This is a genomic window from Nocardia asteroides (assembly GCA_019930625.1).
Taxonomy (GTDB): Bacteria; Actinomycetota; Actinomycetes; order Mycobacteriales; family Mycobacteriaceae; genus Nocardia; species Nocardia sputi.
This window is the reverse complement of sequence record CP082844.1, coordinates 3066480-3091467: the sequence shown is the minus strand read 5'-3', so window position 1 is coordinate 3091467 and position 24988 is coordinate 3066480. Positions and strand designations below refer to the sequence as shown.

Sequence of the window (24988 nt, the reverse complement as noted above, 5' to 3'; positions counted from 1 at the left end):
ACGGCACGGATTAGATTAACCGCAGCGCGAATCCGGTCGGTTCCACCCTCGAACCACCGATAACATTTGCATCAACTTTCACACCAGTAACACCAAGGCGCGGTATGTTCTGCTCACACTGATCGTCCACAGCGCCCTTTCGGGACGCGCGGCTGTACACATAGCCGCAATGTCCCTAGAGTGACCCCCGAAACGATGGCTTTTAGCAATCGAAACCAGATGTACCCGAGGTAAGGACGGCCAGACCAGTGCTTCGCACCCGAGGATCGCGGATCGCATTGACCGCACTCGCCATCGCGGCGAGTGCCTCGCTCGCCGCGCCGACGACAGCAATCGCGGCCCCCGCGCCCGCCCCCGAGGCGACCACCTACAGCGTCCCCATGGTCCCCGAAGGCGTGCCGGTAGACGCCCTGGCCGCCCTGGCCCCAGCCATCGTCGGCGCCATCGCCGGCCCCGCGGACATCGCGGGCCCGGCCGGCATCGCGGGCCCCCAGTCGGCCATCCTGGACCAGGCGCGCAGACTGCTGGCCACGTTGAACCTGCCGCCGCAGATCAAATCCACGCTGGAACGGATCATCACCTTCCTGGACGGCAGCGGTGGCGGTGGCCCCGAGGTGCCGCAGGACGGCCCGGTGATCGCGCAATTCCTCTACCCGACCATCGGCAAGGGCTGCATCAGCCCGACCGCCGACTCCGTGGGCACCGCACTGGCCGTGCCCGGCCCGGCCACGCTGCCGCCGCCCGGCCCGCAGGCGGGTCAGACCGGTTTCGTCTTCACCGCCCTCGGCACCAAGGCGCCGACGCCGGTGCAGAACCCGCCGATGACGGTGCAGTGGCTCAACCTGGACACCCGCCAGTCCGGCGTCCTGCCGCTGACCGACGAGGCCAAGATCAACCCGGACGGGCCCGCCACGCTGTCCGCGATCGCCGACACGGGCTTCGGCCGCGTCGTCGCGGTCGTCTCCGGCTCGCTGACCACCAAGTCCGGCGATGCCGAGGCACGGACCTGCTCGTTCCTGCCGACGCTCGGGTTCTTCACCGTAGGCTGAGTCCTCGGGCGAGGGCGGCGACTCCATCGGGGTCGCCGCCCTCGGTCGTTCCGGGACTTCGCCCTACGATCTCGAACGGATCCGCCGCGCTGCCACACGAGCTGTCCGGACTGTGGTAGACCGCTAACTATGGCGACCATCGATCGTTCGAAACGAACCGGTCATTCGATCCGAAGCCGACGCTCGCACCGCTCGATCCTGTCGATCCGCTCGGAAGGGTCGATCCTGTCGATCGGGTCGGCCTATTCGATCCTGTCCATCGGCAGCGTGGGCTCGGTGCTGTCGATCGGTTCCGTGGGATCGTTCGGGTCGGCGATCTCGTCGTTCTCGTTCGCCAGCCTCGGTTCCGCGTTCTCCGGCCTGTCCCGGTGGTCGCTGTTCTCCTGGCTGGGCGACCACGAAGCGCCGGACAGCCGCCCGACCCTGCGGGTCGTCCCCGACGACGAGCCCGACTTGCGCGTCGCACCGATGAGCCACTGCCAGACGTAGGTGAGCCGATGAAGACGGTGGCGGACCGTCGCGGAGTCCGTCTATAAGACTGCGAGTTCCTTCTTCACCACTGTCCGTACTTCACCACTGTCCGTACTCGGGTGTGAGCACATTGTTCACATCGATCCCCACCCCGTCGATGGATCGCTTGTCGATCTCGAACTGGTGCAGGTGCGCGGCGGGGTGCACGAACCCCTTCGGCGTGCCCCAATTGTGCTGCCAATACCAGGAGCACAATCCCGCGGTGCGAGCCAGCTCGATGGTCGGGGTGTTGGCGTAGACGCCGGTGTTCTCCTTGCCGAGCACGGCCTGCCAGCCCAGCAGGTACGGCGCGATCATGGTGGCGAAATCGACGGGAGAAGGATTGTCGTCGATGGACGCGTAGATGGGCACGTTGTCGGGGCCGCCGGCGGCGCGGTGCAATGCGAGCCCGCGCTCGGCGTGCCGCTTGCCCGCCTCCAGCCCGCCGCGCCAATCCGCGGTCGGCCCTTTGCCGAACTGGTAGCACGAAACGATGTGCAGACCCGCCGCTTTGAGGTCATCGACTTCGGCCGAGCGCAGCGGTTTTCCGGCCATCCACTCGGCGCCGGGCCTGCGATCGGACACGTAGCGGATCACGCCGATATGCCCCGCGTCGCGGATCGCCGTGGCCGACGGAACGCCGCCGGCGTAATCGATCAGGGTGCCGAGCGAGGGCCGCGCGGACGCGGGAGCCGCCGCGGCGGCCGCGCCGACGAAGGCCGCGGCGGCCGCGTAGACGAACAGATCACGCCGGGATACCGAGATGGAACGCATCGTGGACTCCTTCGCGCACCCCCGACCTGGATGGCAGCGTGCCCGGCGCGCCTTCCCCAAACCTCAGCGCGCGCCGGGAGCCTCGAACGTGAACTCATTTCACCACATTCACATTGGAACCGCTAGACCCAGGAGAAACAGGTTTCACATTTGCCACACAGTGCGCACGGAGATGCGGTCAGGCGACGCTGTCGATGCGCGCGGCGACGTCGATGGTGCGCATGTCCGGATCGGCCAACTCTTTGTGGATCACCGCCGCCACCTGCGCCACTACCTGCTTCTTCATCCGGGCGAGGGCACCGAGGGCGGCCGCACGCGCGCCGTGGGCGGTGAACTCCATGCGAATGTCGGCCGGGTCCGGAGGCGGCACATCGATCACCACGCGCAGTGTGTCGGCGGCTCGTGCGGTGAGCACCAACGGCACTTCGAGGTCTGCGCTGTAGCGATTGGCTTTCAGGACGTCCACCGTGATGTCCAGGCTCACCGGCAGAGTCAGGTCGAATGCGACCGGGTCGGCCGACCGGTCCGCCAGGCGCGGCATCCGCACCGCTCCCCGGACGGTCACGACGGCTCCGGGGCCGGTCCGCAGCGGGCCGACCTCGATCGGCCGGCCCGCCAACCGTTCCACCACGTCGCAGACCCGTTCGCGCGTCACGATGCGGGAGAAGAACCGATGACCGAACTCGCCGTAGCCGATCCAGTCGAACACGGTCTTGTGCCGATGCCCCGATCGTCTGCCCGCGACCATGGCCTCGATGTCGAAGACCAGGTTGCGGCGGGTGTGCGGATCGGCCAGCATGGCGTTCACCCGGGAGGCGACCTCGCGCTGCACCACCCCCGCGATCGGGTCGAGCAGCCACTCCCACGCCGACTCCACCGCTTGGGCGCGCAGGACGAAGCTGATGTCGCGCTGGGTGATCGGCGGGATGTCGATGACGATGAGCACGGGTTCGGCGGTGCGAGCGTGCAGCGTCAGATCGATCTCGACCCTGGCCTCCAGTCGCAGCTTCCGGCCGCCGAGCAGCACCTTCAGCGTGAGCGACACCGGGATCGTGACCTCGAAGGTCACCCGTGGACCGCGGTCGAGGACGCGTGGGGCGCCGACCTTGCCCTCGGCGACGAAACCGGCGAGTCCGGCCGGGCCGATCGAGACCGGGCCGATGGTCATGCCGCGACCCGTCATGCCGGAGACTGCGGACTCTATGCGAGCCGCGTTCACGGCGTGCGTGACGAAACGCTCGCCGAACTCCGCGTAGTCGATCCAGACAGGCGCGCCAGCCGCTTCGTCGGTCGGATGCATCAGTTCCCGGAACCCTCACCTCTCGATGGACACCCGACACGCTACGCGACCGATCTTGTCCCACCCGGGAGCGCGCTCCTTCGGCCCGGGATCCCCGTCCTGCCGATGAGGGGGAAGCAGGGCGGGGACCGGCGACGGCGCTGCCGGGCGCCGCCGCCTCCATCGTAGGACCATCGGGCGCGCGGTTTCACGCGCATATCGGACAGATTCCGCTAGGTGGGGCGAGCTTCACAATCGTCCGAAACCGACCACACCGGGCACGTCCTCCAGCGCGAAGCGGGAAAGCCGGATCTCGTCGTACTCGTTGCCGCCGATCGTGGTCACCCGGCCGCCCTCGGCCTGCAGGACGATGTTCACGTGCTGGCCGAACGGGCTGGATTCCCCGTACAGCAGCACGTCACCGGTACGCGGTCGGTAATCCGACCCGATCGGGACGAACCGGCCGACGCTCTCGTAGTACTCCTGCAACGTGTACACACCAGGAATCCGCCAAGAGCCCGAATTCGGGTTGGCCAGCGGCACACCCGCCTCGCGCAGCACCCAGCTGACGAAATCGGCACACCACGCCTCCTCGACTCCCTCCGCGTATTTCGTGCCCGCGCCCGGATCGGCGAACTCGCGCTCGGCGACCGCGACGATCCCGGCCTGAGCCGCATCCAGAGCCGAACGGTCCACATCGGGGAACTCGGTGAGGCGCTCCCCCACGGCGGCCGCGCGGTCCGCCCGGTCCTGCCACCAGAGGCCGCCCGCGACGGCGGCGGCCACACCGAGCACCACCAACGCGAGCCCGATCCACCGCGCCGAGCCGAGCTGTCGTGTCATCGTTCCCCCGATTCCTCAGTGCGATGTCGTTCCCGACCTCATATGTTCGACGTCCGAGCGCCCCGAACGGTTCCCGGCGACACCCCGTAAGGTTGCGCGAACCGAGGCGAGGGCAGCCCGCGCGAGCCGAAATCGCCTACGGCGCCGGGAAACCGCGCTAGTCTCCGGATAGGCCGGCCGATGGGGAGGTACCGCCCTGGACACGCTGTGGACATTCCTCGTGCACCGGCGACATCAGTTGCTGGTCGACTCCTATCTGCACGTCTCGGCCGTGGTGCAATCGGTGCTGCTGGCCACGGTCGTCTCGGTGCTGGTCGCAGTGCTGGTCTACCGCAGCCCGTTCGGCTCCGCGATCGCCTCCGCGCTGGCGGGCGCGGTGCTCACCGTTCCGTCGTTCGCGCTGCTCGGTCTCCTGATCCCGGTCCTCGGCCTGGGTGTCGCGCCGACGATCACCGCGCTCGTGGTGTACGCGCTACTACCGATCATGCGCAACACCATCATCGGACTCGCTTCGGTGGATCCGGCCGTGACCGACGCGGCTCGGGGAGTCGGGATGAACCGGCTGCGGGTCCTCGCCCGGATCGAATTGCCGCTGGCCTGGCCCGCGATCCTGGCCGGAATGCGGGTGAGCACCCAGCTGATCATGGGAATTCTCGCCCTCGCCGCGTACGCCAAAGGTCCCGGGCTCGGCAATCTGATCTTCTCCGGGCTCGCCCGCCTCGGCAGTCCGAACGCGTTGCCGCAGGCGCTGGTCGGCACGATCCTCGTCGTCGTGCTCGCCCTCGTACTCGACGGGATCTACGTCCTGATCGGACGACTCACCACTTCGAGGGGACTGGCGTGACCGAGACCGAAAACCGTGGCCAGCTCGCCGGATCCGTCGTCTCCGGTGTGGAGATCGTGCTCGACTCGGTGACCAAACACTATCCGGGCCAGCGTGATCCGGCCGTGGACAGCGTCTCGCTGACCATCCCGGCCGGTGAGATCGTGGTCCTGGTCGGTCGGTCCGGCTGCGGCAAGACCACCACCATGCGGATGATCAACCGGCTGATCGAGCCGACCGCGGGCACCATCACGATCGACGGCCGCGACGCGGCCACGATCCATCCCGATCGGCTACGGCGCGGCATCGGCTATTCGATCCAGCAGGCGGGCCTGTTCCCGCATCTGACGGTGGCGAAGAACGTCGCGACGGTGCCGGGCCTGATCGGCTGGGACCGGCGGCGTATCTCGGCGCGGGTCGAGGAGATGCTGGAGCTGGTGGGTCTGGACCCGGACACCTTCCGCGACCGCTATCCGCGCCAGCTCTCCGGCGGCCAGCAGCAGCGCGTCGGAGTGGCCAGAGCGCTGGCGGCCGACCCGCCCGTGCTGCTGATGGACGAACCGTTCGGCGCGGTGGATCCGATCACCCGGGGACTGCTGCAGGAGGAGTTGCTGCGCCTGCAAGGCGAACTCGGCAAGACGATCGTCTTCGTCACCCACGATTTCACCGAGGCGGTCAAACTCGGTGATCGCATCGCCGTGCTCGGTGACCGATCCCGGATCCTGCAGTACGACACGCCCGCCGCGATACTGGCCGACCCTGCCGACGAGGCGGTCGCCGGTTTCGTCGGCGCGGACGCCTCGCTCAAACAGCTCACGCTGACCCGGGTCCAGGACGTCGAACTAGGCGACTGCCCCACCGCCACCGAGCAGGACCCGGCCGAGGCGCTGCGCGCCGCGCTGGCGGACCGGGACCGGCCGTGGGCACTGGTGCTGGACGGTCAGCGCCGTCCACGCCGCTGGGTCTCGGCCGCGCAGCTCGCGCACGCCGACTCGCTGGGCGACCTCGGATCGCCCGTGACGCAGACGTTGTCGCTGAAATCCACCCTGCAAGACGCGCTCGAGGCGCTGCTGACCCAGCGGAGCGCGACCGCGGTGGTGACCGGCACGCGCGGCGAATACGCCGGGCTGATCAGCATCGACACCCTGGTCGGCCACCTGGCGGCGCTGCGGACCGAGCACGGAGCCGACGCCGCCGCGACGGACGGCGCACCATGACCGCCCTTACCGCGGCGCCCGTCACCCAGCGCAGAGGCGAGCGCATCCGGTTGGTCGTGCAGCCCGTGCTCGTCCTCGCGCTCACCGCGGGCGTGCTGGTGTGGGCCTTCGCCCGCGACCTGACTGTCACGCAGCAAGCCAGTCTGAACGCGGGCAACGTCGCGACGGTCACCTGGCAGCACGTACTGATCACCGCGACCGTGGTGCTGATCGTGGTCGCGATCGGCGTCCCGCTGGGAACCCTGCTCACCAGACCGGGGTTCCGCCGCTCGGCCCCGGTTTTCGTGGGCGTCGCGAACATCGGCGCGGCCGCACCGGCTATCGGCCTGATCGTGCTGTTCTATCTGGCCACCCGCACCACGGGCTTCTGGATCGGGGTGGCGCCGATCGCGTTCTACTCGCTGCTTCCGGTGCTGCGCAACACCATCCTCGGCTACCAGCAGGTGGACCGGACGCTCGTCGACGCCGGTCGCGGACAGGGGATGTCGGCCGGGACGGTGCTGCGCCGCATCGAATTCCCGCTGGCGGTCCCCTACATCCTGGCCGGGCTGCGCACTTCGCTGGTACTCGCGGTCGGCACCGCGACGCTGTCGTTCCTGGTGAGCGCGGGCGGACTCGGCATCCTGATCGACACCGGTTACAAGCTGCGCGACAACGTCACCCTGGTGGTCGGCGCGGTGCTCGCGGTGGCACTGGCCTTGCTGGTGGACTGGCTCGGCGCGCTCGCAGAGGAATTCCTCGGGCCGAGGGGGCTCGAATGACCCGGGTGTGGCGGGTATTCACGCTCGGGCTCGGGTTGGCGCTTGTGGCCGCCTGCGGACTCGAGTCCGGCGGCGCGGTGCCACTGCGGGTGGGGCCGGGCAGCATCGGCCCGATCCCCGAACTGGACGGCGTGCGCATCACCGTGGGCTCGAAGGATTTCACCGAGCAGAACATCCTGGGGTATCTCATCGAATTCGCCCTCACCGCGGCGGGCGCCGACGTACGCGACCTGACCAACATCCAAGGCTCCAACAGCGTGCGCGACGCCCAACTGCACGGGCAGATCGACCTCGCCTACGAGTACACCGGCACCGGTTGGATCAACTACCTCGGCAACGAGACGCCGGTGCCCGACGAGATCGGCCAGTTCGAGGCGGTGCGCGAGGCCGACCTCGCCGAGCACGGCATGGTGTGGACGGCGATGGCGCCGATGAACAACACCTACGCACTGGTCATGAGCGCGCGCACCGCTCAGGAGACCGGCGTGCGCACGCTGTCGGACTACGCGGGACTGGCCGCCGCCGATCCGGCCGCCGCGTCCATCTGCGTCGGCACCGAGTTCAACGTCCGCCAGGACGGGTTTCCGGGCCTGGTCCGCAAATACGAGATCGACGCGGGCAAAGTGAGCAAGCGGATCGTGCAGGACGCGGTGGTCTACCAGGCGACCGCCGACGGCAAGCAGTGCCGCTTCGGCTCCGTCGCAGCCACCGACGGACGCATCCCGGCGCTGAATCTGGTGCTGTTGCAGGATGATCGCGGCTTCTTCCCGAAGTACAACGCGGCGCTGGTGATGCGCAAAAGCTTCGCCGACGAGCATCCGCAGGTGGCCGCGGTCATGACGCCGATCTCGCAGCGCCTCACCAACGAGGCCATCACCGAGCTCAACCGCCAAGTCGACGTGGACGGACGCGAACCCGCCGAGGTGGCGCGGGACTGGATGATCGCCCAGGGGTTCGTCACCGCGCGCTGAGCCGGGTCCTCGGGTCTGCGCGCCGGGCCCGCGTCCGCTCAGCCGGACGACACGGGACAGGCGCTCGATGCCGGACGACCGCCTGCCGGCGAATCGACCGTCGCCGGTTCGCCGACCACACCGAGGTCGCGTCCCAGTCCGCGCCCTGCGGGACTCCCAGGTGAGCCCCGCATCCGGCTCGGTCGACCCCGGCGCTCAGCGCGGGTCGCGACCCAGGTAACGCAGCAGACTCGCGACGGCGGCGCTGTCGGCGGGGCCGTCCACGATGGCGGCGTACGCGCCCCACTGACGCAACGGCTCGACGATTTCGGCCGCCTCGCCACTGCCGGGCGCCGGGTGGATGGCCCGCGCCGCGGTGAGCAAGTGCGCGGCGAGCTCGTCGGTCAGCGGCGACGGCTGACCGGTCGCGATCGCGATGTCCCACGCGTGCACCGCGGCGTCCAGCGCGCACATCACGGCGGCGACGGGGGTGGCGAGCGGGCCGTGCGGCAGTGGGGTCGCCACGCTTTCGTCGGCGTCGCGGACCGTTGCCCAGGCGGTCGAAGTCTGCTCGATCGCCGCGCGCACCAGCTCCGACGGGGCGCCGTCGATGACACCGGAGGGTTCGAACGGGTTGTAGGCCGGACCGTCGCCGATACCGAGCAGTTCCGCGAAGGCCAGTTGGTCTCCCGCGGCGTGCTGGACCACCTGCGTCACATCCCATTCCGAGCAGGGGGTGGGCAGGTGCCACTGATCCGCCCGCACCCCCGCGACCACGTTCTCCAGTGCTCGATAGGACTCGGCGAGCACGTCCCGCCAAACGGGGCGCAAAGTGATGGCGGCGGTGCTGGTGGCGTTCATGTCGTAGCCTTTCGGTTTTTTTCGCTGTGACATCAGCCTATGCGCGCATTAGGCTATTTTCGTTCCTAATTTCTGAGGAGAAAAAGTGACGTCGACCTCTACGCGCCTGCTGCGGTTGCTCACGCTGCTCCAGGACCGCGCGCACACCGGCCGCGAGCTGGCCGAGCGTCTCGGCGTCACCGATCGCACACTGCGCCATGACATTCAGCGCCTGCGCGAGCTCGGCTACCCGGTGCACGCCGAACGCGGCGCGATCGGCGGCTACCGGCTCGGCCGGGGCACGACCATGCCGCCGCTGCTGCTCGACGACGACGAAGCGGTGGCCGTCGCGGTCGCGGTAGGGCTCGCCGAGGACGGCTCCACCGGCATCGCGGACATCGCCGAGCACGTCACGAAAGCACTGGGCAAGCTGGACCAGATCCTTCCCAAACGCCTGCAGCGCAAGGTATCCGCGCTGCTGAACGCGACGGCGATCGGTCCGGCCACGACCGGATCGCGAGAGCCGGACGCGCCCGTTCCCGCCGCCGTGCTCACCACGCTGGCCGGCGCCATCCGCGACGGCGCTACGGTCCGGATCACCGAAGCCGCGACCGAATCCTCCGTCGAGATCGAACCGTATCGGCTGATCAACTGGCAGCGCCGCTGGTATCTGGTCGCCTACAGCCTGGCAGACCACTCCTGGCGCGCGATCGCGGTGGCCGGGATCCTGCGCGCCGATGCGAGTTCTCGCCGTTTCGCCGCGCGCTCGCTGCCCGACGACGATCTGGTCGCCTTCGTCATGCGCCATATCGCCACCACCGGCTGGAAGGTGCGGGCCCGGGTCACCGTGCTCGCGCCCGCCGAGACCGTCATCGCCCGGATCAATCCCGCCGTGGGCGTGGTCGAGGCCGTGGACGCGGACACCTGCGTGCTCTACACCGGCGCGGACGCGCTGGAGACGATCGCCATCTACCTGTCCATGCTGATGATGGACTTCCGCGTCGACGGACCGCCGGAACTCGTCGCCCACATTCGCACCCTCGGTCGCCGGTATACCGATGCCGTCGCCGCCCCTGACTCGCCGGAGCGATGAACACGGCCCAGGGCACGCTGCGGGGCATACGGCGTCGCCTCGCTGCGAGGCCTTCGGCCTAGCGCCGGGGGAGAGCGGCAGCATGCGCGGAGGCCATCGGCTGTTGCTGGAGTCACCGCTCGCGCGAAAAGGAGCCGGGCTCCGCTCACAGATCAGCGGGCGCGTATGTGGCAGCCGATACAGGCAGATCTGGATCGGTGCCCGTCCCGGATCAGGAATGCCCGATAGTGGTGGCCGCGTCGGCCGTCTTCCGCATCGGAATCAACGCGGTCAGGCCGATCGCGACCAGCGCCGCCGCCATCGCGATGAGGAAGGTGGTGTGGAACCCGTCGCGTGAGGGCAGCAGATGCGGACCGTACTGGATGGTCATGTGCGCCAGCACCACACTCATCACCGCGGCCGAGGTCGAGGTGCCGATCGAGCGCATCAGCGAGTTCAAGCCGTTGGCCGCCGCCGTCTCGGTGATCGGCACCGCGCCCATGATCAGCGCGGGCATCGCCGCATAGGCCAGGCCGACGCCGCCCGCGACGATCACCGAGGCGAGCACGATCTCCCAGACGCTGTTCATCAACACCACCGCGCACAGATAGCCGACGGCGATCACCGCCGAGCCGAGCGCGAGGGTGACCTTCGGGCCTCGTTTCGCCGACAGCCGCGCCGACACCGGCGAGAGCAGCATCATCACGAAACCGGTGGGCGCGAGCGCCGACCCGGCGCCGACCATGGACAACCCGAAGCCGTATCCGGTCTGTTCCGGCGCCATCAGCAGCTGCGGGAAGGTCAGCGACATGCCGTAGAGCGCGAATCCGATGGCGATCGACGCGGCGTTGGTGAACAGCACCCTCGGGCGCGCCGACACCCGCAGGTCCACCAGCGGCGAACGCTGCCGCAGTTCGAAAGCGCCCCAACCGAGGAACACCACCACCGACACCGCGAACAGCATCAGGATCGGCGCGCTGGCCCAACCCCGATCCGCGCCTTTCGTGATCGCGACGAGCAGCGCGAGCAGCGCCACCGACAGCCCGATCGCACCGCCGAAGTCGAACCGGGCGGGCGTGCGCACCGGCGACTCCGGGACGAACGCGAAAACCGATGCGGCGCAGACGACACCGAGGACGGCGGAGGTCCAGAACAACATGTGCCAATTCGCGTGCTGTGCGATGGCCGCCGCGACCGGCAGGCCGACCGCGCCGCCGACGCCGAGCGTGGCGCTCATGATCGCCATCGCGGAACCGACCCGCTCGGCGGGCAGTTCGTCCCGCATGATGCTGATGCCGAGTGGAATGGCCCCGACCGCCGCACCTTGCAGCGAGCGCCCGACGATCTCGGGCAGCAGCGTGGAGAACACCGCGCAGACCACTGAACCGGCGACCATCAGAAGCAGATTCGCGAACAAGATGCGGCGCTTGCCGAACATGTCGCCGAGGCGGCCGCTGATCGGGGTCGCCACCGCGCCCGCCAGCAGCGCCGCGGTCACTACCCAGGACGCGTTGGACGCCGACGTATTCAGCAGGGCGGGCAACGACGGAATGATCGGAATGACGAGGGTCTGCATGAGCGAGACCACGACACCGACCATGCCCAGCGTCGCGATGAGCAGGGCGGGCGCGGGACGGCGCCGATCCCCCGGACCTGAGACGGTCGAAGTCGCGTCGGCAGCTACACTCACATATGCACGGTACATATCATGTGTATGGTGCACAATTTGGAATCGGCGTGACGCACGCGACATAGTGAGGTCATGTCCGATTCCGGTTCCGGCGGCAACGCGGCGCTGAGCCGCCTGGCCTTCGAACTCTCCCTGCTGTCCAGGCACTTCCCCGCCGCACTGCTACGCCGTCCCGGTTTCCGACTCGACCGCTCCGCGTATCTGATCCTGACGCGACTGGAACTGGACCAACCGCTGAGTCTGCGCGAGCTGTCCGAAGCCTTCCAACTGGACATCTCCACGATCAATCGTCAAGTCGGAGCCATGCTCAAACAGGGCCTGGTCGATCGGGTGCCCGACCCCGAGGGAGGCATCGCTCGCAAGATTCGTGCCAGCGCGAAAGGGCTGGAACTGCTGGCCTCCGACCGCAAGCAGAGCCGTCAAGGTATCGGCGCGGTGGTGGCCGACTGGACCGACGCCGATGTCGATCAATTCGGCGAGCTGATCGCGCGATTCAACCAGTCGGTCGAGGACCGGGAGAACAATCCCTGGCCGCGCCCGCCGCACATGGAGTGACGCACGATCGACTGATGTTCGCCGAAGCATGGCTCGACGACACGGCGAGTGCGGCCACTTCGTCCCCGGCCGAACCGGATGCTCACAATTTGCCCTTGTCGCCGCGAGCTCGGCGTTAGGCTCCCCGCATGCGAAAAGCACCTCAGCCGAAGGGAACCGCGTGGTGGGACAACTACCTTGTCGCACTGGTCGGTTTCTTTCTCGCGGGCGGGCTGGCCTTCGCCGCCGTCACCGCAGCCCAAGCCGACGCCTACCCATTGGCGATAGCCCTGGGAGTGCTGGCCGTTCCCTTCGCCCTCCCCACCGTCGTGCAGATCGTGGGCGAACTCGTGGTCTACCTGACCCTGATCGGACTGATTCTGCTCCTGCCGGTGCTGACCGTCAGTCCTGAGTTGCGCGAGTGGGGGAAGAACCGGTGGCACGGTCTGAGGTAGACGCCTAGCCGCAGACCTGCTGGTGCGCGTTACGCAATGCGACAGCGAGCGGATCCTGCGACAGACCATAGGGGTCGATGCTGTTGCGCACCACCCAGATGGCTCCGCCGACTACCAGGCACAGTGGCGTCGGAGGCTGCGACGGCGGATTCGCGTGCGCGATCGTCGCGCCCCCTGCCATGAACGATCCGGCGATCACCAACGCCGCGAGCATTTTTCGCATCGTGGAGTCCTTTCGTCGCCGCACAGCGTACGCCGGATCCCGCGGCCGGACCGGCGAATGCGGCGCCTGCGTCCGAGCGGACCAGGACGCCGTGCCGTTAATACCCGCGGACGACTCGGCGATTCCCGACCGACAGGTGGTATCGACGAGAAAGAAGGTTGACGTGAGCGATGACGTTGACGTGAGCGATGACGCGGCCACCGCCGAGCGATTCGCCGACCGTCTGGTGGCGTCGGCCCTGGGCGCCATCGACCTGCTGGCGATCCATCTGGGTGACCGGATGGGCTGGTATCGAGCGCTGGCCGACCACGGTCCCGCCGATGCCGCAGAGCTGATCGCACGCGCGGGCGGCGACGAGCGTTACGCCCGCGAATGGCTGGAACAACAGGCCGCCGCCGGGATTCTGACCGTCACGCCCGACCGCCGGTTCGAACTGCCCGCCGGCGCCGCGGAGGTGCTCACGGATCCCACCAGCTTGAACTATCTGGCGCCGCTGGCGCGCATGCTGGCCGCCGCGGCGGTGCAGTCACCGGCGCTGATCCGGGCCTATCGGGACGGCGGCGGCGTTGGATGGTCGGAGTTCGGCACGGACATGCGCGAAGCCCAGTCGGATATGAACCGGCCCTGGTTCGAGCGACGGCTCGCCGCCGCGCTGACCGGCGTACCGGATCTCGCCGAAACGCTGTCCCGGCCGGGAGCACGGGCCGCCGACGTGGGCTTCGGCGGCGGCTGGTCCACCATCGCGCTGGCCAGGGCCTACCCGGACCTGACCGTCGACGGCTACGACATCGACGAGCCGTCGGTGGACATGGCCAACCGCAACGCCGCCGCGGCCGGGCTCTCGGATCGGGTGCGGTTCCACCGCGCCGACGCCGCGACCGCCTTGGGCGAGCAGGCCTACGACGCGATCTTCGCCTTCGAATGCCTGCACGATCTGCCCCACCCCGTGCCGGTGCTGGCCGCGATGCGTCGTGCGCTGCGTCCCGGCGGCGCGGTGGTCGTCATGGACGAAGCAGTGGCGCCGGAGTTCCGGGCGCCCGCGGATGACGTCGATCGGCTGATGTACGGATTCAGCCTGCTGATCTGCCTGCCCGACGGCCGCGCGCATCCCGGCTCGGCTGCCACCGGCACCGTCATGCGCCACGACACCCTGCGCCGTTACGCACGCTCAGCGGGCTTCGCCGATATCGAGGTGCTGCCGATCGAGGATTTCGGCTTCTGGCGCTTCTACCGCATGATCCCGTGAGCGCGCTCCGGTCGGCACATCCCGAACCGCGAAGTCACGCGATATAGGGACGTTCTGCCCGCGCGGACCGGAGCGCCCGCCCCCACCAGACCAGCTGTTCGAGCAGTTGATCGGCCGCGGCGACCGGCATTTGCGGATCCGTCGGTTTCCCTGCCGAATCGAACCGCGTGCCCGCGTCGTGGAAGCTCACCGTGTCGCGCACGGTGACCGCGTGCAGTTCGGCGAACACGTGCCTGAGATGCTCCACGGCGCGCAAGCCGCCGGAGATGCCGCCGTAGGAGACGAACCCGACGGGCTTGGCCCGCCATTCGATGTAATGCCAGTCGATGGCGTTCTTGACCGACGCCGGATAGCTGTGGTTGTACTCGGGTGTCACCACGACAAAGGCGTCCGCCGCGGCCAGTCGGGGGCCCACCGCTGCCAGCGCCCGCGCCGCCTGCGGCTCGGGACTGCTGGAAAGCCGTTCCGGCAACGGGGTTTCGGCCAGATCGATCACGTCGACGGTGACGTCGTCGCGCCGGTCGGCATGCTCGGCGAACCACTTCGCGACGGTCGGGCCGAAGCGGCCCGCACGGGTGCTGCCGATGATCACGGCGAGTTGGAGCGGATGGTCGGACATGATCGGTTCCCTTCGACGCGTGCGATACCGAGAACAGCGTCGAACCTGAACCAAGGTTCATGTCAAATCGGCTCTCTCGCCGATCAGACCTCCAGATCCTCCTCGATCCCCTTCAGGCGGTGCCGGGCCAACGCGAGATTCGCCCGGCCCCGGTCCAGGGCCAGGTAGAGGAACAGGCCCTTGGACTTGCGCCCGGTCATCGGCCGGATGATGTGGTACTGGCCGGACAGCGTGATGAGGATGTCCTCGATCTCCTCCTTGAGCCCCAGCTGGTCCATGGTCCGCAGCTTGGCCCGCACCACCTCGGTGTTGCCCGCGCCTGCCACCTGGAGATCCAGGGACTTGGAACTGCCGAGCATGCCCAGCGCCATGCCGCTGTTGTAGTCGACCACGGCGGCGCCGATCGCACCGTCGATCACCATCATGTCTTTGAGCGCCAGATCCATATTGGACATAGTTGTTCCTTTCAGTTGGTTTTCGTGGCTTGTTCGCTTCGTGCGTCGGTCGCCACCGGCGTCAGCAAGTCGGCGATCGCGCGGGCCGCCGGACGGGATTCCAGATGCAATCGGCCGATGTTCACCTCGGGGGCGGCCAGGACGGTGAGCGAGGTCCAGCCGGCCGCGTAGATCACCACGTGCCCGCCGGTGCCGTGCACCACGACCTCGTTGAACCCGCCGCCGTGCGCGGTGCTGGCCAGCCGGTGCGACAGCGACAGCTGGGAGGCGGCCATGGCGGCCATACCGTTGGGCTCGATCTGCGGGGGTAGATCGTGTGCGACGAGCAAGCCGTCGTTGGATGCCACCAGCGCGCCGGTCAGCCGAGGGACACGATCGCGCAGTGCCTTCAGCTCCGTGAGCACCGCCGCGTTCGGTTCGGGTCCGGACATCGCCACCTTGGTCAACCTTCCCATCCAATCGCCGAGCAATTTCTTTCGCGTGGTCACGCGAGTTCCTCCAAAGCCGCTTGCAGGCGGACCAGCAAGTCGCGGTCCGGCGGCTCCGGGCGATCGGCGGCGGGGATCGGCGCGGCCGCGTGCCGCCCACGGCGCCGGGGAAGCCGACCCGGCGGGGCGATCACGGGTGCGGCCGCTTCGGGTTCCGTGGCCACCGGCCCGGGCACGACCGGCTCGGCCGCCGTCGGCGCGGACGCCGGTACGGGCGGCTCGATCAGCCCCGCTGCCGTCAGGTCGCGCACCGCGACGAGGCATCCATAGGTCGTCCGGCCGAGTTCACGCCCGATGCCCGCGACGCTGCGCCGGCCATCGGCGGCGGCCAGCACCTCCGCTTGGCCCCCGGTGAGTACGACACGCCGCCGCCGCACCCTGCGGACCGGCACCACGGGGACGCGGTCGACCAGCTCCGCGGGCCACGGCCCGGATTCCGGGTCGCCGCGTCGCGCGCACTCCTGCACGAGAACCCGGGGCGTGATGTGGCATACGGGGGCGAGCCAGTGCGGCGGCGCGGGCCGGAACTCGGGGACGGCGGGTGAGGCCAGCAGAAAGTAGGCGGCGTCGAAGACCGACAGCATCGCCAGGGTTTCCAGCCGCGGCCTTCCCAGCACACGGCCGGGATCTCCCGCTCTCGCGCGCCGCCAGTCCTCGGCGGTCGCCACGCCCGCCTCGACCACCAGCCGGTCCAGCCCCGTGGTGCGACGGCAGTCGGCGGAAACGATCGCGCCTCCGGCGAGATGGAACGCGCCGTCGCCCGCGTGCAGCACGCCCGTACTCCCTTCCTTCTCCAGTCGCCGTAATTCCACCGCGAGTTCAGGGCTCATGAGCGTCCTCGGCCAATTCGTCGAGAATTCCACGGAGCTGGAATCGCGCCATCGCCAGATTCCCGGTGTCGTCGTCGAACAGCACGTGCACGAAAAGCCGCCCGTCGAAGTCGCCGTTCACCAGGTTCAGCAGGTGATATCCGCGAGTTCCGCACACGATGATCTCGGTGACGTCGTCACCGTCGCCGCCGGTCGACAATGCCGGGCAGGCGAGCACCGCCCGCACCACATCCGTTGTGGCCGCGGCATCTTCGTGCTCGTCCACCAGATCGTGCCTGCCGTCCGCGGCGATCGCCAGACCGCTCGCGCCGTCCACGAGCGTCACACTGCGCGCACCGGGAATATCCATGATGCGTTTGAGACAGCCGTCGATACCGATCACGCGCCACCACTTGTCATGTGAGGGGTTTACGGTTTCCAGACGCTACACACGGGCAGTGGGCGTGTACAGCAAATCGGGGGAGAAATTTCCGGTAAAAACCATTTGCCCTGGAAAGGGTCGAATTAGACCTTTTGGTATTCAATACCTGTTGGTATTCAATACCTGTTGGTATTCAATACCTTTCGGTTTTTCCACGTCGACGCACCGGAGCCGACCACAATAAGTCCTCGCTACGGCCGCTCGAATGCTCCGGTGCCACTTTCGCGACACGACTGCGCAGGTTCACGCACGAACATGCGCCGCACCGAGTACAAGTTCTCGCGCGGTGCGCTGCTCGCTGGGCAAGGCCGGACGGTCCGCCCGACAGTCACCACGCAGCAATCAGAAGACCCGCCCGGTCCGGGTCGACGCCGACTCGGCCGCGGCGCCGTAGGACGAAAGGTCAGTTCGCGGTGAGGCCCGTGGCGATCTTGACCACGACCTTGTCGCCGGTCACTTCCTGCACGGTGATGGTGCGCCCGTCGGCGGATTGGGTTTCCCCGGCCGGGACCGTGACCTCCTGGCCACCCACCGAGAGAGTGACCAGATTCCCGTTCACAGCAACGAGTCTCGTTTCGATGCCGAGGATGCTGGCTTTCGCGTCCACACCCCGGTCGAACGTCACCGTGCATCCCGTGACGGTGCAATCGGTCTTCGTACCGGGGCCTTCCGCCGTGCAGGCGGCAGCGCCGAGCGAAGCCAGCAAGGCGAACATGGACACTGCGACGACCCGACGAAAAGCCACGCGCTCAGTGTAGAGCCAACGACCTCGCTGTCCGGAGCCTTTCCCGCACAGGCCATTCCCCTCGAGGATCAGCCGAACCGTCAGCGCCGGCCCCGCAGATAGTCGCTCACCACGGCGGCGCCGAGACCGTCGAGGTCCGGAGCCACCACGCGTCCGCCGCTGCGGCGGGCCACCAAGTCGACGAACGCGCCCAGTCGCGGATCGTCGCCGAGCATGAATACCGTCACCGACGCGCCGAGTTTGGCCAATGCGTCGACCTGGGCCATCGTCACGGCCAGCGTGCGCGGCTCCGGGGGCCAGTTGAAGTACGCCTCACCGTCCGGTTCCAGATGGGCGGTCGGTTCGCCGTCGGTGACGACCAGCACGACGGGCACCGCGTCCGGGTGCCTGCGCAGGTGCGCCGCGGCCAGCAGCAGCGCGTGGTGCAGATTGGTGCCCTGCTCCCAGACGCCTTCCAGCGCGGTGAGTTCGCCGATGTCGACGGTCGTGGCGTGCCTGCCGAAGGTGATCACGCTCAGCGCGTCGGAACGGAAGCGGGTGCCGATCAAGTGGTGCAGCGCGAGGGCGGTGCGCTTCATCGGCACCCATCTGCCGTCCTGCACCATCGACCAGGACGTGTCGACGCACAGCGCCACGGCGGCCCTGGACCGCCGCTCGGTCTCCATGATCTCGACATCGGAAACATCCAGCGTTACCCGGCGGCTGCCCGTGGACGCCGACCGCAGCACGGCATTGCGCACGGTCCGCGACACGTCCCACGGCTCGGTGTCACCGAAGCGCCAAGCCCGGGAGCCACCGGTCGGCTCACCTGCCGCACCGGCCAGGGCCGTGTCGCGCTCACCGCGCCGAGACCGCAACTGCCCGACGACATCACGCAACGCCACCTCACCGAGCCGCCGCAAAGCCTTGGGCGTCAATCGCAGTGAGCCGTCCTGCGCCCGCTCGAAGATGCCTTGCTCGCGCAATTCGCGTTCCAGCTCGGCCAGCCGGGCCGCGTCCACGCTCGCATCCGCCCCGAGGTGGCGAGCCAGCGCGTCCAAGTCGATGTCCTCCAGCCGGGCACCGGCGTAGGACTGGCCGAGTTGCTCGGCGAGCGCGTCGAGTTCGGCGAGGTCCTGTAGGGCTTGCGCGCCCGCGCCGAGACCGAGCGGGTCCTCGCCGCGGAAACGCCGCCCGGAAGTCCAGTCCTCGCCCGGGCGCAGCGCCCGCAGATGCGCGTCCAACGCGGCGACCTGCTGGGCGATGCCCGGGTCGCCGAACGCCTGGCCGATCAGCTCGGACAATTCCGCGCGCTGCTGCTCGGACATCGAGTTCATCATCCGTTGCGCGGCGGCGGCGCGGGCCGCGAGCGCGTCGATCAATTCCTCGGTGTCGCGTGGGTTCTCCGGGAAGAATTCGCCGTGCTCGGCCATGAACTCGGCGAATCGCTTCTGGGTGTCCTCGCCCCGCGCGTGGGCGGCGAGCAGGTCGTTCAGGTCGGACATCATCCGCCTGACCCGCTCGACGTCCTGGGGCGTCGTGTTCTGCAAGGCCTGTTTCATGCCCTCGAAGCGCGATTCGAGCAGCTCTCGGCCGAGCAGGTCGCGGATCTTCTGGTAGTTCTCGCGGCCGGTCGCGGATCGCCAGTCGTACTCGGCGAGTTCGGTGACGGCGGCGGCCGTGCTCGACGGCAGTGCGTCCAACTGCGCCTCGGCGAACCTGGCGTCGTCGGAGGGGTCGGGGAACAGGACGCGGCGCTCGGCGTCCAGCGCCTCTTCCAGCAGTTCCCGGACCTGTTGCAAAGTACCATCCAGCCGGTGACTCCGGGAGATCTCCGCACGGCGCTGCCACAGCCGGCGCGTCAGCTCCTCCAGCCCCGGCATGGTGCGGGTGCCGCGCCGCAGCAACTCTTGCAGAGCATTGCGCGGCGAACTTCCCTCCATCACGTCGCGACCGATCCGGTCCAGCGCCTCTCGCAGGTCCAGCGGGGGCGCCAAAGGATCGGGTCCGTCGTGATAGGGCCCGTAGGAGTAGCGATCGGAAGCGGTCACGACGCCCCGCCGGAAGCCACCGCGGTCATCGGCCGTACACCGCCACACCGTCGTCGGAGTCTTTCGCGATCTGACGCGCCAGGTAGAGCGCCTCCAAAGCGAACTCGACGGCCGAAGCGATCCGGGACGGCGGATCGGCGGCGTCGACACCGAGCCGTGCGGCGACTTCGTGCAGGACGGGCAGTTCGGGCAGCGCCGACAGCACCTGCTCGCCCGGCACGCGTTCGCCGGTGGTCACCAGATGGCCGTCACCGACCGCCTCGGCCAGCGGACGCAGGTTCAGACCACCGAGTAACGCCCCCGCGGTCTCGGAGAACGAGCGGCGCAGCAGGTGGGTGAGATGTTCCTGCTCCCGGCCCTCCTCGCCGGACTCGAACTCCAGCTTGCCACGCAACACCGCCGGGACGGATTCGAGGTCGACGGGACGGGCCACGGCGGGACTCTCGCCGGTCACCGCGGATCTGCGCAACGCCGCCGCCGCCACGGTTTCGGCCGCGGCGACGGCGAACCGCGCCGACACCCCCGACCGCTGGTCGATCGCGGACGACTCGCGCAATTGCCGCACGAAGCGAGCGAGCACCTCGATCAGCGGATCGCCCACCTCGGCAACCAGCCCGGCCTCCTGGCGGACCAGAGCCACCTCGGCCGCCACGCTGAGCGGGTAATGCGTGCGGATCTCCGCGCCGAACCGGTCCTTCAGCGGGGTGATGATCCGGCCGCGGTTGGTGTAATCCTCCGGATTCGCGGTGGCGACGAGCAATACGTCCAGCGGCAGCCGCAGGGTGTAGCCGCGGACCTGGATATCGCGTTCCTCCATCACGTTCAGCAGCGCGACCTGGATGCGTTCGGCGAGATCGGGCAGTTCGTTGATCGCCACGATGCCGCGGTGCGCGCGAGGGACGAGCCCGAAGTGGATGGTCTCCGGGTCGCCGAGGCTGCGGCCCTCGGCCACCTTGACCGGGTCGACGTCACCGATCAGGTCACCGACGGAGGTGTCGGGCGTGGCCAGCTTCTCCGCGTACCGCTCCGAGCGATGGCGCCACGCGACGGGCAGGTCGTCGCCCAGTTCGGCGGCCAGCCGACGACCGGCCGGGCTGATCGGGTCGAGCGGATGTTCGCCCAGTTCGGCGCCCGCGATCACGGGCGTCCACTCGTCGAGCAGACCGACCAGCGAACGCAGCAGACGGGTCTTGCCCTGGCCGCGCTCACCGAGCAGCACGACATCGTGCCCCGCCAGCAGCGCGCGCTCCAGCTGCGGCACGACCGTCCGGTCGAACCCGACGATGCCGGGCCACGGGTCGCCGCCGGAACTCAGCAGCGCCAGCAGGTTCTCGCGGATCTCGGTTTTCACGCCACGCGGCAGGTGCCCGGCCGAACGAAGCTCGCCCGCGGTCGTGGGCAGGTGTGCGGGAACTTTCACGAATTCGACGCTACGGCCATTCCGCCGCCGGGTCGACCGCAAAAGTGCCGCGCACGCTAGCTTACTAGCATGCTAGCATCGACGAGTGGGCGACGAGGAAGTGAAGCAGTTCAACGTGTACTTGCCGGTCGGGCTGATCAAGCAGGTGAAGTTCCGCGCCATCGAGTCGGGCACGTCCCTGTCGGCACTGGTCGCGGACGCGTTGCGCGCCTACCTGGACGACGCCCAAGACAACGATCAGGACTGAAGGAGAGGCGTTGATGACGACGACGGGCATCGAAGGCGTGCACGTGGAGACGCACAACTGGGGCAAGACGGCGAGATTCTTCCAAGCCCTCGGCTACGAGCCGGAGTTCACCACCGACCACAACTCCGGCCTGTTCCGCAACGGGGACGGACCTTACGTTTTCATCGCCGAAGTGCCGAATTATCAGAGCCCCCGGACACAACTCGTACTCACCGTCACCGACGCCGACACGTTCCAGCCGAACAGCGACATCGAAGTGGTCGCACCGTTCGAGGCAACCCATTACGGGACAAAGGAAATGACGGTGCGGGATCCCGACGGGCGCGAGTGGAGTTTGCAGGCTCAGGGCTGAGATCGCTCGGCGCCGGTCACGAGAGACCACCACAGCGGACAAGCCTCCGCATGGGTAGTCGTCTCGCATGCAGAACCACCCCGACCATGCAGCGCCAACCCGCGGAGCAGCGCTGTCGCCGACCGCCTTCGAAAGTCAGACGGGTATCGCTGCGGCGTGCGGGCTAACGGGTGGTGAGCTGCCGTTCGTTGACCACGCGCGGTGCTGTGGCGGCCGCTGTTGCGGCAGCTTCCTCCACAATCGGCGCCTTGTCCACGGCCACGACCGGCGTTACCTGCTCCATCCGCGCCGGACGACCGTTGTCGTCCCCGCTGGGGGCGTAGTGCTGAGCCACGCCCGCGCCGATCGGCTCCAGCGCACGGCCGTTCGGCGCAACGGTCTCCGAGCGCACGACATGCTCGGAGTCGGCGCCGGGCACGGTGACCTCCTGCGCCACGTCACGGGCAATCGACTCGGAGTGGGCTTCGGAAGACTCATGTCGTGCACCGTGCTCGTCGGCCGTCTCCGCGATTTCAGAGGCACTCGGCTCGGTCGCTGCAGCGGTCGGATGCTCCACCGGCCGCTCGGCCGGCTCCGGCTGCCTGCTGAAGCGGATGCGGTCGAGCGTCTGGCGCACCGCCGCCGCCAACCGCGCGTCGAGAACCGCCTCGTCCGGGCTGGACTCGGCGGGCGGGTGCGCACCGGACCCGGAACCGGCGGCAGACCGCTCGACCGCCGGAAACGGTGTGGTGGCCAGCCACAGCTCGGTGAGTTCGGGCGCGGGCACAGCGGTGGTCGCAGCTGCTCGGGCTTCATCGGCGGATGGCTGTCCCGCTTCGACCGCGGTGGTCCGGTCCTGTTGCGGATCTGCGCCGGGGTGCTGCCCGGCCACAGCCGCGGCCTCCGGAGCTTGTTCGGCGCTGGAAGGCTCCCCGGCCCGGCGAGCGGTCGCAGGCGGCTCCATGAGGATGCTCGGCAGGATCTGGTTCCCGGCCCCTCCGACCTGAGTGAGCGCCGCAAGTCGTTCCTGGAGATCTTCATGGTCGGGCACGGCGGCGGTCGCTTGCTCGATCGCCCGCCCGTATCGCTCGGCGACGAGCCGGTGGGTGACGAGCGCGACGCCGATCATGATCGGTGCGATCGCGTGGATACCGATCCCGGCCAGGTCGCCTGTCCTGAAGTAGGGGAACGTGTTCAGCGCGATGCTCGCCGTCAGCAAGACGCCCTCGACGGTGTAGACCTGCCACAACCGATCGATCACCCCCCACTCGGCGGTATCCCCGGTGGACAGCATCAACGCGACGAGTACCGCGCTGATCAGCGCTTCCAAGCCATAGGACAGCCAGAACATGGGATTGCTCGCGCCGCCGGTCGGCGCGATGTTCTGCTGCACCGTGACCGCGGAGAACAGCATCGAGAACGCGACCACCCCGGCCAGCAGCCCCAGCACCCGCGGCTTGCGCTGGTGCAGGCGAGCCACTTTCGCGTGCGGACTGCTGCTGTGCCGCTGCTCACCGATCGCCTGCGCGGCCCGTAACAGGTCGGCAGCCTCGCGCTCGGCCAACTCGGCGGCCGTGCGCCGCACCCGCTCCGCGGCATCGGCGGCCGCCTGGATACGCGCCCGCTTCTCGTGGCGTTCGTAGTCACGCACGAGCTCGGCCAACTCGCGGGAGGCGGCGAGCTCACGCTCCGACAGTGCTTCCAGTAGTGCCGGGTCGTCCTGGTGGGCCAACCGTTCGTGCGCGATCTGCACCCGGTCCGGCAGCGCGCCTGCCACCAGGTCATCCACCGGCGGCGCCCCGGGGGACGCCTGGGTCGTGAAACGACGGAACATCAGCAAAGAACCTTTCCGACGATCGAGTGTTCCAGACGCAGCGCGCCAGAGCTTCCTCGGCCGTCGACCTCTTCCGAGAAACCGGTCGATCGCCTGGACCGGAGACCGACAAGATAACTCGTTATCGAAAGTCGTTCGACCCGACGAGCAATCGCGGCGGTCGGGGTCGGCCGCCCGGCAGCGCCGGTCGACGCCGGGACGGAACTCGGCTCAGTAGCCCTTCGCGGCAGCGCGCGGGTTCGTTTGCTGGACCTTCTCTTGGAGGTCGTGACCGTCTCGGGAGACGCCGTACCGTTCCATGACGTAGTTCATGCTGGCGGCCACATTGGCCACCGGATCGTGGATGTTGTTGGACGTTCCGGCCACGTGGTAGGCCTGGAAGGTGCTGGGGATGGTCTGCGTAAGCCCCCTGGACGCTCTTCCCGCTGCGGCGTTGCTGTCCCAGTTGTTGACCGCGTTGGGGTCATTGCCCGATTCCCGTTGGATCAGGACCCGGTAACCCTGCTTCCAGTACTCGCGGGCCACTGGATCGGTGATACCCAGCGCGTCGAGCGCACCCTCGATGGCGGCGTCGACCGAGACGTTGCCCTGGTAGCGGGAGTAGTCGGCGGCCGTCGCGGCGGGCACGAAGCTCGAATCCGGCGTATAACTGCGCTGCATGTAGTTGCTCGGCACGTAGTTACGGGGCGCTGACGCCGGAGTGTAGGCCGGGGTGTGTGTCGGCACGGAACCTTTGATGTCGTTCGCGTGAGCCTGCACGCGGTCGTTGGCCTTCTCGATCTCGTCGTGCACCTTGTCGATCGTCCGCAGCACGGTGTTCGCCAGCCTGAACTCGAGGTCGAGGTCGATGAACTCCTTGCCAGGACTCGGGCCAGTGATATCTCTGAGCGCATCCTGCAAAGCTTTGACGTGTTGCTTGACCGCCACGAAAGTGCCGCTCGAGATGTCGTATGCGCCGTAGGCGGACAGGTCGACGTTGGCGTCCTGCTTATGAATTTCCTCTTTGAGGTCGCTGAACTCGCGTGCGCGTTCGGCGTAGCCCTTGGCCAAGGCCGAGTTGTCCTCGTCACCGATGATGAGCTTCTCATCGCGCAACAACTTCAGCATATCCGGGGCCTGCGAAGGCGTACCCGTCGCCAGCAGATCCGCGGAAGTCTGAATTGCCTCCCGCGCCGCCGCGAGGAACTCGATGAACCAGGGGCGCACGCCAGTGGGTGGGTCGAGCTTCACCACCCAGCGTTCCGGGCTCATCGAGGCACCTGGACCTCGGGAACGCCGCTCCCGGTCGGCTCTGCGAACACC

Annotated in this window: 28 protein-coding genes; 12 read left to right on the top strand and 16 right to left on the bottom strand. The window is 68.4% G+C overall.

Annotated elements, in window-relative coordinates:
- Window positions 1–248 precede the first annotated feature (248 nt).
- Together K8O92_14060 and K8O92_14055 are read left to right on the top strand one after the other, a co-directional pair.
- The gene (locus K8O92_14060; GenBank protein ID UAK34850.1) at window positions 249–1049 is read left to right on the top strand and encodes a hypothetical protein; all 801 of its coding nucleotides are present in this window, start codon (window positions 249–251) and stop codon (window positions 1047–1049) included.
- A gap of 129 nt (window positions 1050–1178) precedes the next feature.
- Window positions 1179–1538, top strand: a complete 360-nt coding sequence (locus K8O92_14055) for a hypothetical protein (GenBank protein UAK34849.1) — start codon at window positions 1179–1181, stop codon at window positions 1536–1538.
- An 81-nt stretch (window positions 1539–1619) separates the two neighbouring features.
- Here K8O92_14055 and K8O92_14050 read toward each other — a convergent pair whose 3' ends face one another.
- From K8O92_14050 to K8O92_14040, 3 genes are all read right to left on the bottom strand, one after another.
- Window positions 1620–2333, bottom strand: coding sequence for a DUF1906 domain-containing protein (locus K8O92_14050; protein ID UAK34848.1), 714 nt, complete (start codon window positions 2331–2333; stop codon window positions 1620–1622).
- Window positions 2334–2511: 178 nt separating this feature from the next.
- Window positions 2512–3633, bottom strand: coding sequence for a hypothetical protein (locus K8O92_14045; protein UAK34847.1), 1122 nt, complete (start codon window positions 3631–3633; stop codon window positions 2512–2514).
- A gap of 228 nt (window positions 3634–3861) precedes the next feature.
- Window positions 3862–4455 carry a CHAP domain-containing protein gene (locus K8O92_14040; GenBank protein ID UAK34846.1) on the bottom strand — a complete coding sequence of 198 codons (594 nt, stop codon included), beginning with the start codon at window positions 4453–4455 and terminating at the stop codon, window positions 3862–3864.
- Between the two features lie 196 nt (window positions 4456–4651).
- Between K8O92_14040 and K8O92_14035 the strand changes: the two genes are divergently transcribed.
- Genes K8O92_14035 through K8O92_14020 form a run of 4 tightly spaced genes read left to right on the top strand, consistent with a single transcriptional unit; the run spans window position 4652 to window position 8227 of the window.
- Complete coding sequence (locus tag K8O92_14035; protein UAK35690.1) at window positions 4652–5299, top strand: ABC transporter permease; 648 nt, start codon at window positions 4652–4654, stop codon at window positions 5297–5299.
- A complete protein-coding gene (locus tag K8O92_14030; protein ID UAK34845.1) occupies window positions 5296–6495 on the top strand; it encodes an ATP-binding cassette domain-containing protein in 1200 nt (399 codons plus the stop codon). The genes K8O92_14035 and K8O92_14030 overlap by 4 nt, the downstream gene beginning before the upstream one ends.
- Window positions 6492–7256: an ABC transporter permease gene (locus K8O92_14025; GenBank protein ID UAK34844.1), complete on the top strand. Its 765-nt coding sequence runs from the start codon at window positions 6492–6494 to the stop codon at window positions 7254–7256. The genes K8O92_14030 and K8O92_14025 overlap by 4 nt, the downstream gene beginning before the upstream one ends.
- A complete protein-coding gene (locus K8O92_14020; protein UAK34843.1) occupies window positions 7253–8227 on the top strand; it encodes a glycine betaine ABC transporter substrate-binding protein in 975 nt (324 codons plus the stop codon). The genes K8O92_14025 and K8O92_14020 overlap by 4 nt, the downstream gene beginning before the upstream one ends.
- A gap of 195 nt (window positions 8228–8422) precedes the next feature.
- Here K8O92_14020 and K8O92_14015 read toward each other — a convergent pair whose 3' ends face one another.
- A complete protein-coding gene (locus tag K8O92_14015) occupies window positions 8423–9067 on the bottom strand; it encodes a TIGR03086 family protein (protein ID UAK34842.1) in 645 nt (214 codons plus the stop codon).
- 85 nt (window positions 9068–9152) lie between these two features.
- Between K8O92_14015 and K8O92_14010 the strand changes: the two genes are divergently transcribed.
- Window positions 9153–10139, top strand: a complete 987-nt coding sequence (locus K8O92_14010; protein UAK34841.1) for a WYL domain-containing protein — start codon at window positions 9153–9155, stop codon at window positions 10137–10139.
- 211 nt (window positions 10140–10350) lie between these two features.
- Here K8O92_14010 and K8O92_14005 read toward each other — a convergent pair whose 3' ends face one another.
- On the bottom strand, window positions 10351–11823 hold the full coding sequence (locus K8O92_14005; protein ID UAK34840.1) for an MFS transporter: 1473 nt from the start codon (window positions 11821–11823) through the stop codon (window positions 10351–10353).
- 57 nt (window positions 11824–11880) lie between these two features.
- Between K8O92_14005 and K8O92_14000 the strand changes: the two genes are divergently transcribed.
- Window positions 11881–12363 carry a MarR family transcriptional regulator gene (locus K8O92_14000; GenBank protein UAK34839.1) on the top strand — a complete coding sequence of 161 codons (483 nt, stop codon included), beginning with the start codon at window positions 11881–11883 and terminating at the stop codon, window positions 12361–12363.
- Between the two features lie 128 nt (window positions 12364–12491).
- A complete protein-coding gene (locus K8O92_13995; GenBank protein ID UAK34838.1) occupies window positions 12492–12797 on the top strand; it encodes a hypothetical protein in 306 nt (101 codons plus the stop codon).
- A gap of 4 nt (window positions 12798–12801) precedes the next feature.
- Here K8O92_13995 and K8O92_13990 read toward each other — a convergent pair whose 3' ends face one another.
- A complete protein-coding gene (locus K8O92_13990) occupies window positions 12802–13020 on the bottom strand; it encodes a hypothetical protein (GenBank protein UAK36118.1) in 219 nt (72 codons plus the stop codon).
- On the opposite strand from K8O92_13990, the gene K8O92_13985 reads away from it, so the two are divergent.
- Entirely contained in the window at window positions 12977–14266 is a 1290-nt protein-coding gene (locus tag K8O92_13985; GenBank protein ID UAK35689.1) for a methyltransferase domain-containing protein, read from the top strand. The genes K8O92_13990 and K8O92_13985 overlap by 44 nt on opposite strands.
- A 34-nt stretch (window positions 14267–14300) precedes the next feature.
- On the opposite strand, the gene K8O92_13980 is transcribed toward K8O92_13985, so the two are convergent.
- The 8 genes from K8O92_13980 to K8O92_13945 form a co-directional block, all read right to left on the bottom strand.
- Entirely contained in the window at window positions 14301–14885 is a 585-nt protein-coding gene (locus K8O92_13980) for an NAD(P)H-dependent oxidoreductase (GenBank protein UAK34837.1), read from the bottom strand.
- Between the two features lie 83 nt (window positions 14886–14968).
- Window positions 14969–15340, bottom strand: a complete 372-nt coding sequence (locus K8O92_13975) for a hypothetical protein (protein UAK34836.1) — start codon at window positions 15338–15340, stop codon at window positions 14969–14971.
- An 11-nt stretch (window positions 15341–15351) separates the two neighbouring features.
- On the bottom strand, window positions 15352–15795 hold the full coding sequence (locus tag K8O92_13970) for a roadblock/LC7 domain-containing protein (protein ID UAK35688.1): 444 nt from the start codon (window positions 15793–15795) through the stop codon (window positions 15352–15354).
- 29 nt (window positions 15796–15824) lie between these two features.
- Entirely contained in the window at window positions 15825–16658 is an 834-nt protein-coding gene (locus tag K8O92_13965; protein ID UAK34835.1) for a hypothetical protein, read from the bottom strand.
- Window positions 16648–17040: a hypothetical protein gene (locus tag K8O92_13960; GenBank protein UAK34834.1), complete on the bottom strand. Its 393-nt coding sequence runs from the start codon at window positions 17038–17040 to the stop codon at window positions 16648–16650. Before K8O92_13960 ends, K8O92_13965 begins: the two co-directional genes overlap by 11 nt.
- 442 nt (window positions 17041–17482) lie before the next feature.
- Window positions 17483–17794 carry a hypothetical protein gene (locus K8O92_13955; GenBank protein ID UAK35687.1) on the bottom strand — a complete coding sequence of 104 codons (312 nt, stop codon included), beginning with the start codon at window positions 17792–17794 and terminating at the stop codon, window positions 17483–17485.
- A 110-nt stretch (window positions 17795–17904) separates the two neighbouring features.
- Complete coding sequence (locus tag K8O92_13950) at window positions 17905–19854, bottom strand: VWA domain-containing protein (protein UAK34833.1); 1950 nt, start codon at window positions 19852–19854, stop codon at window positions 17905–17907.
- 25 nt (window positions 19855–19879) lie between these two features.
- Window positions 19880–21274, bottom strand: coding sequence for an ATP-binding protein (locus tag K8O92_13945; protein UAK34832.1), 1395 nt, complete (start codon window positions 21272–21274; stop codon window positions 19880–19882).
- Window positions 21275–21359: 85 nt separating this feature from the next.
- Between K8O92_13945 and K8O92_13940 the strand changes: the two genes are divergently transcribed.
- Window positions 21360–21521: a ribbon-helix-helix protein, CopG family gene (locus tag K8O92_13940; protein UAK34831.1), complete on the top strand. Its 162-nt coding sequence runs from the start codon at window positions 21360–21362 to the stop codon at window positions 21519–21521.
- Between the two features lie 13 nt (window positions 21522–21534).
- Window positions 21535–21873 (top strand): VOC family protein, encoded by a 339-nt coding sequence (locus K8O92_13935; GenBank protein UAK34830.1) that lies wholly within the window; start codon window positions 21535–21537, stop codon window positions 21871–21873.
- A gap of 163 nt (window positions 21874–22036) precedes the next feature.
- Here the strand turns inward: K8O92_13935 and K8O92_13930 are convergent, their stop codons facing one another.
- Complete coding sequence (locus K8O92_13930) at window positions 22037–23686, bottom strand: hypothetical protein (protein ID UAK34829.1); 1650 nt, start codon at window positions 23684–23686, stop codon at window positions 22037–22039.
- 210 nt (window positions 23687–23896) lie between these two features.
- Window positions 23897–24346 (bottom strand): transglycosylase SLT domain-containing protein, encoded by a 450-nt coding sequence (locus K8O92_13925; protein UAK35686.1) that lies wholly within the window; start codon window positions 24344–24346, stop codon window positions 23897–23899.
- Window positions 24347–24988: the final 642 nt, after the last annotated feature.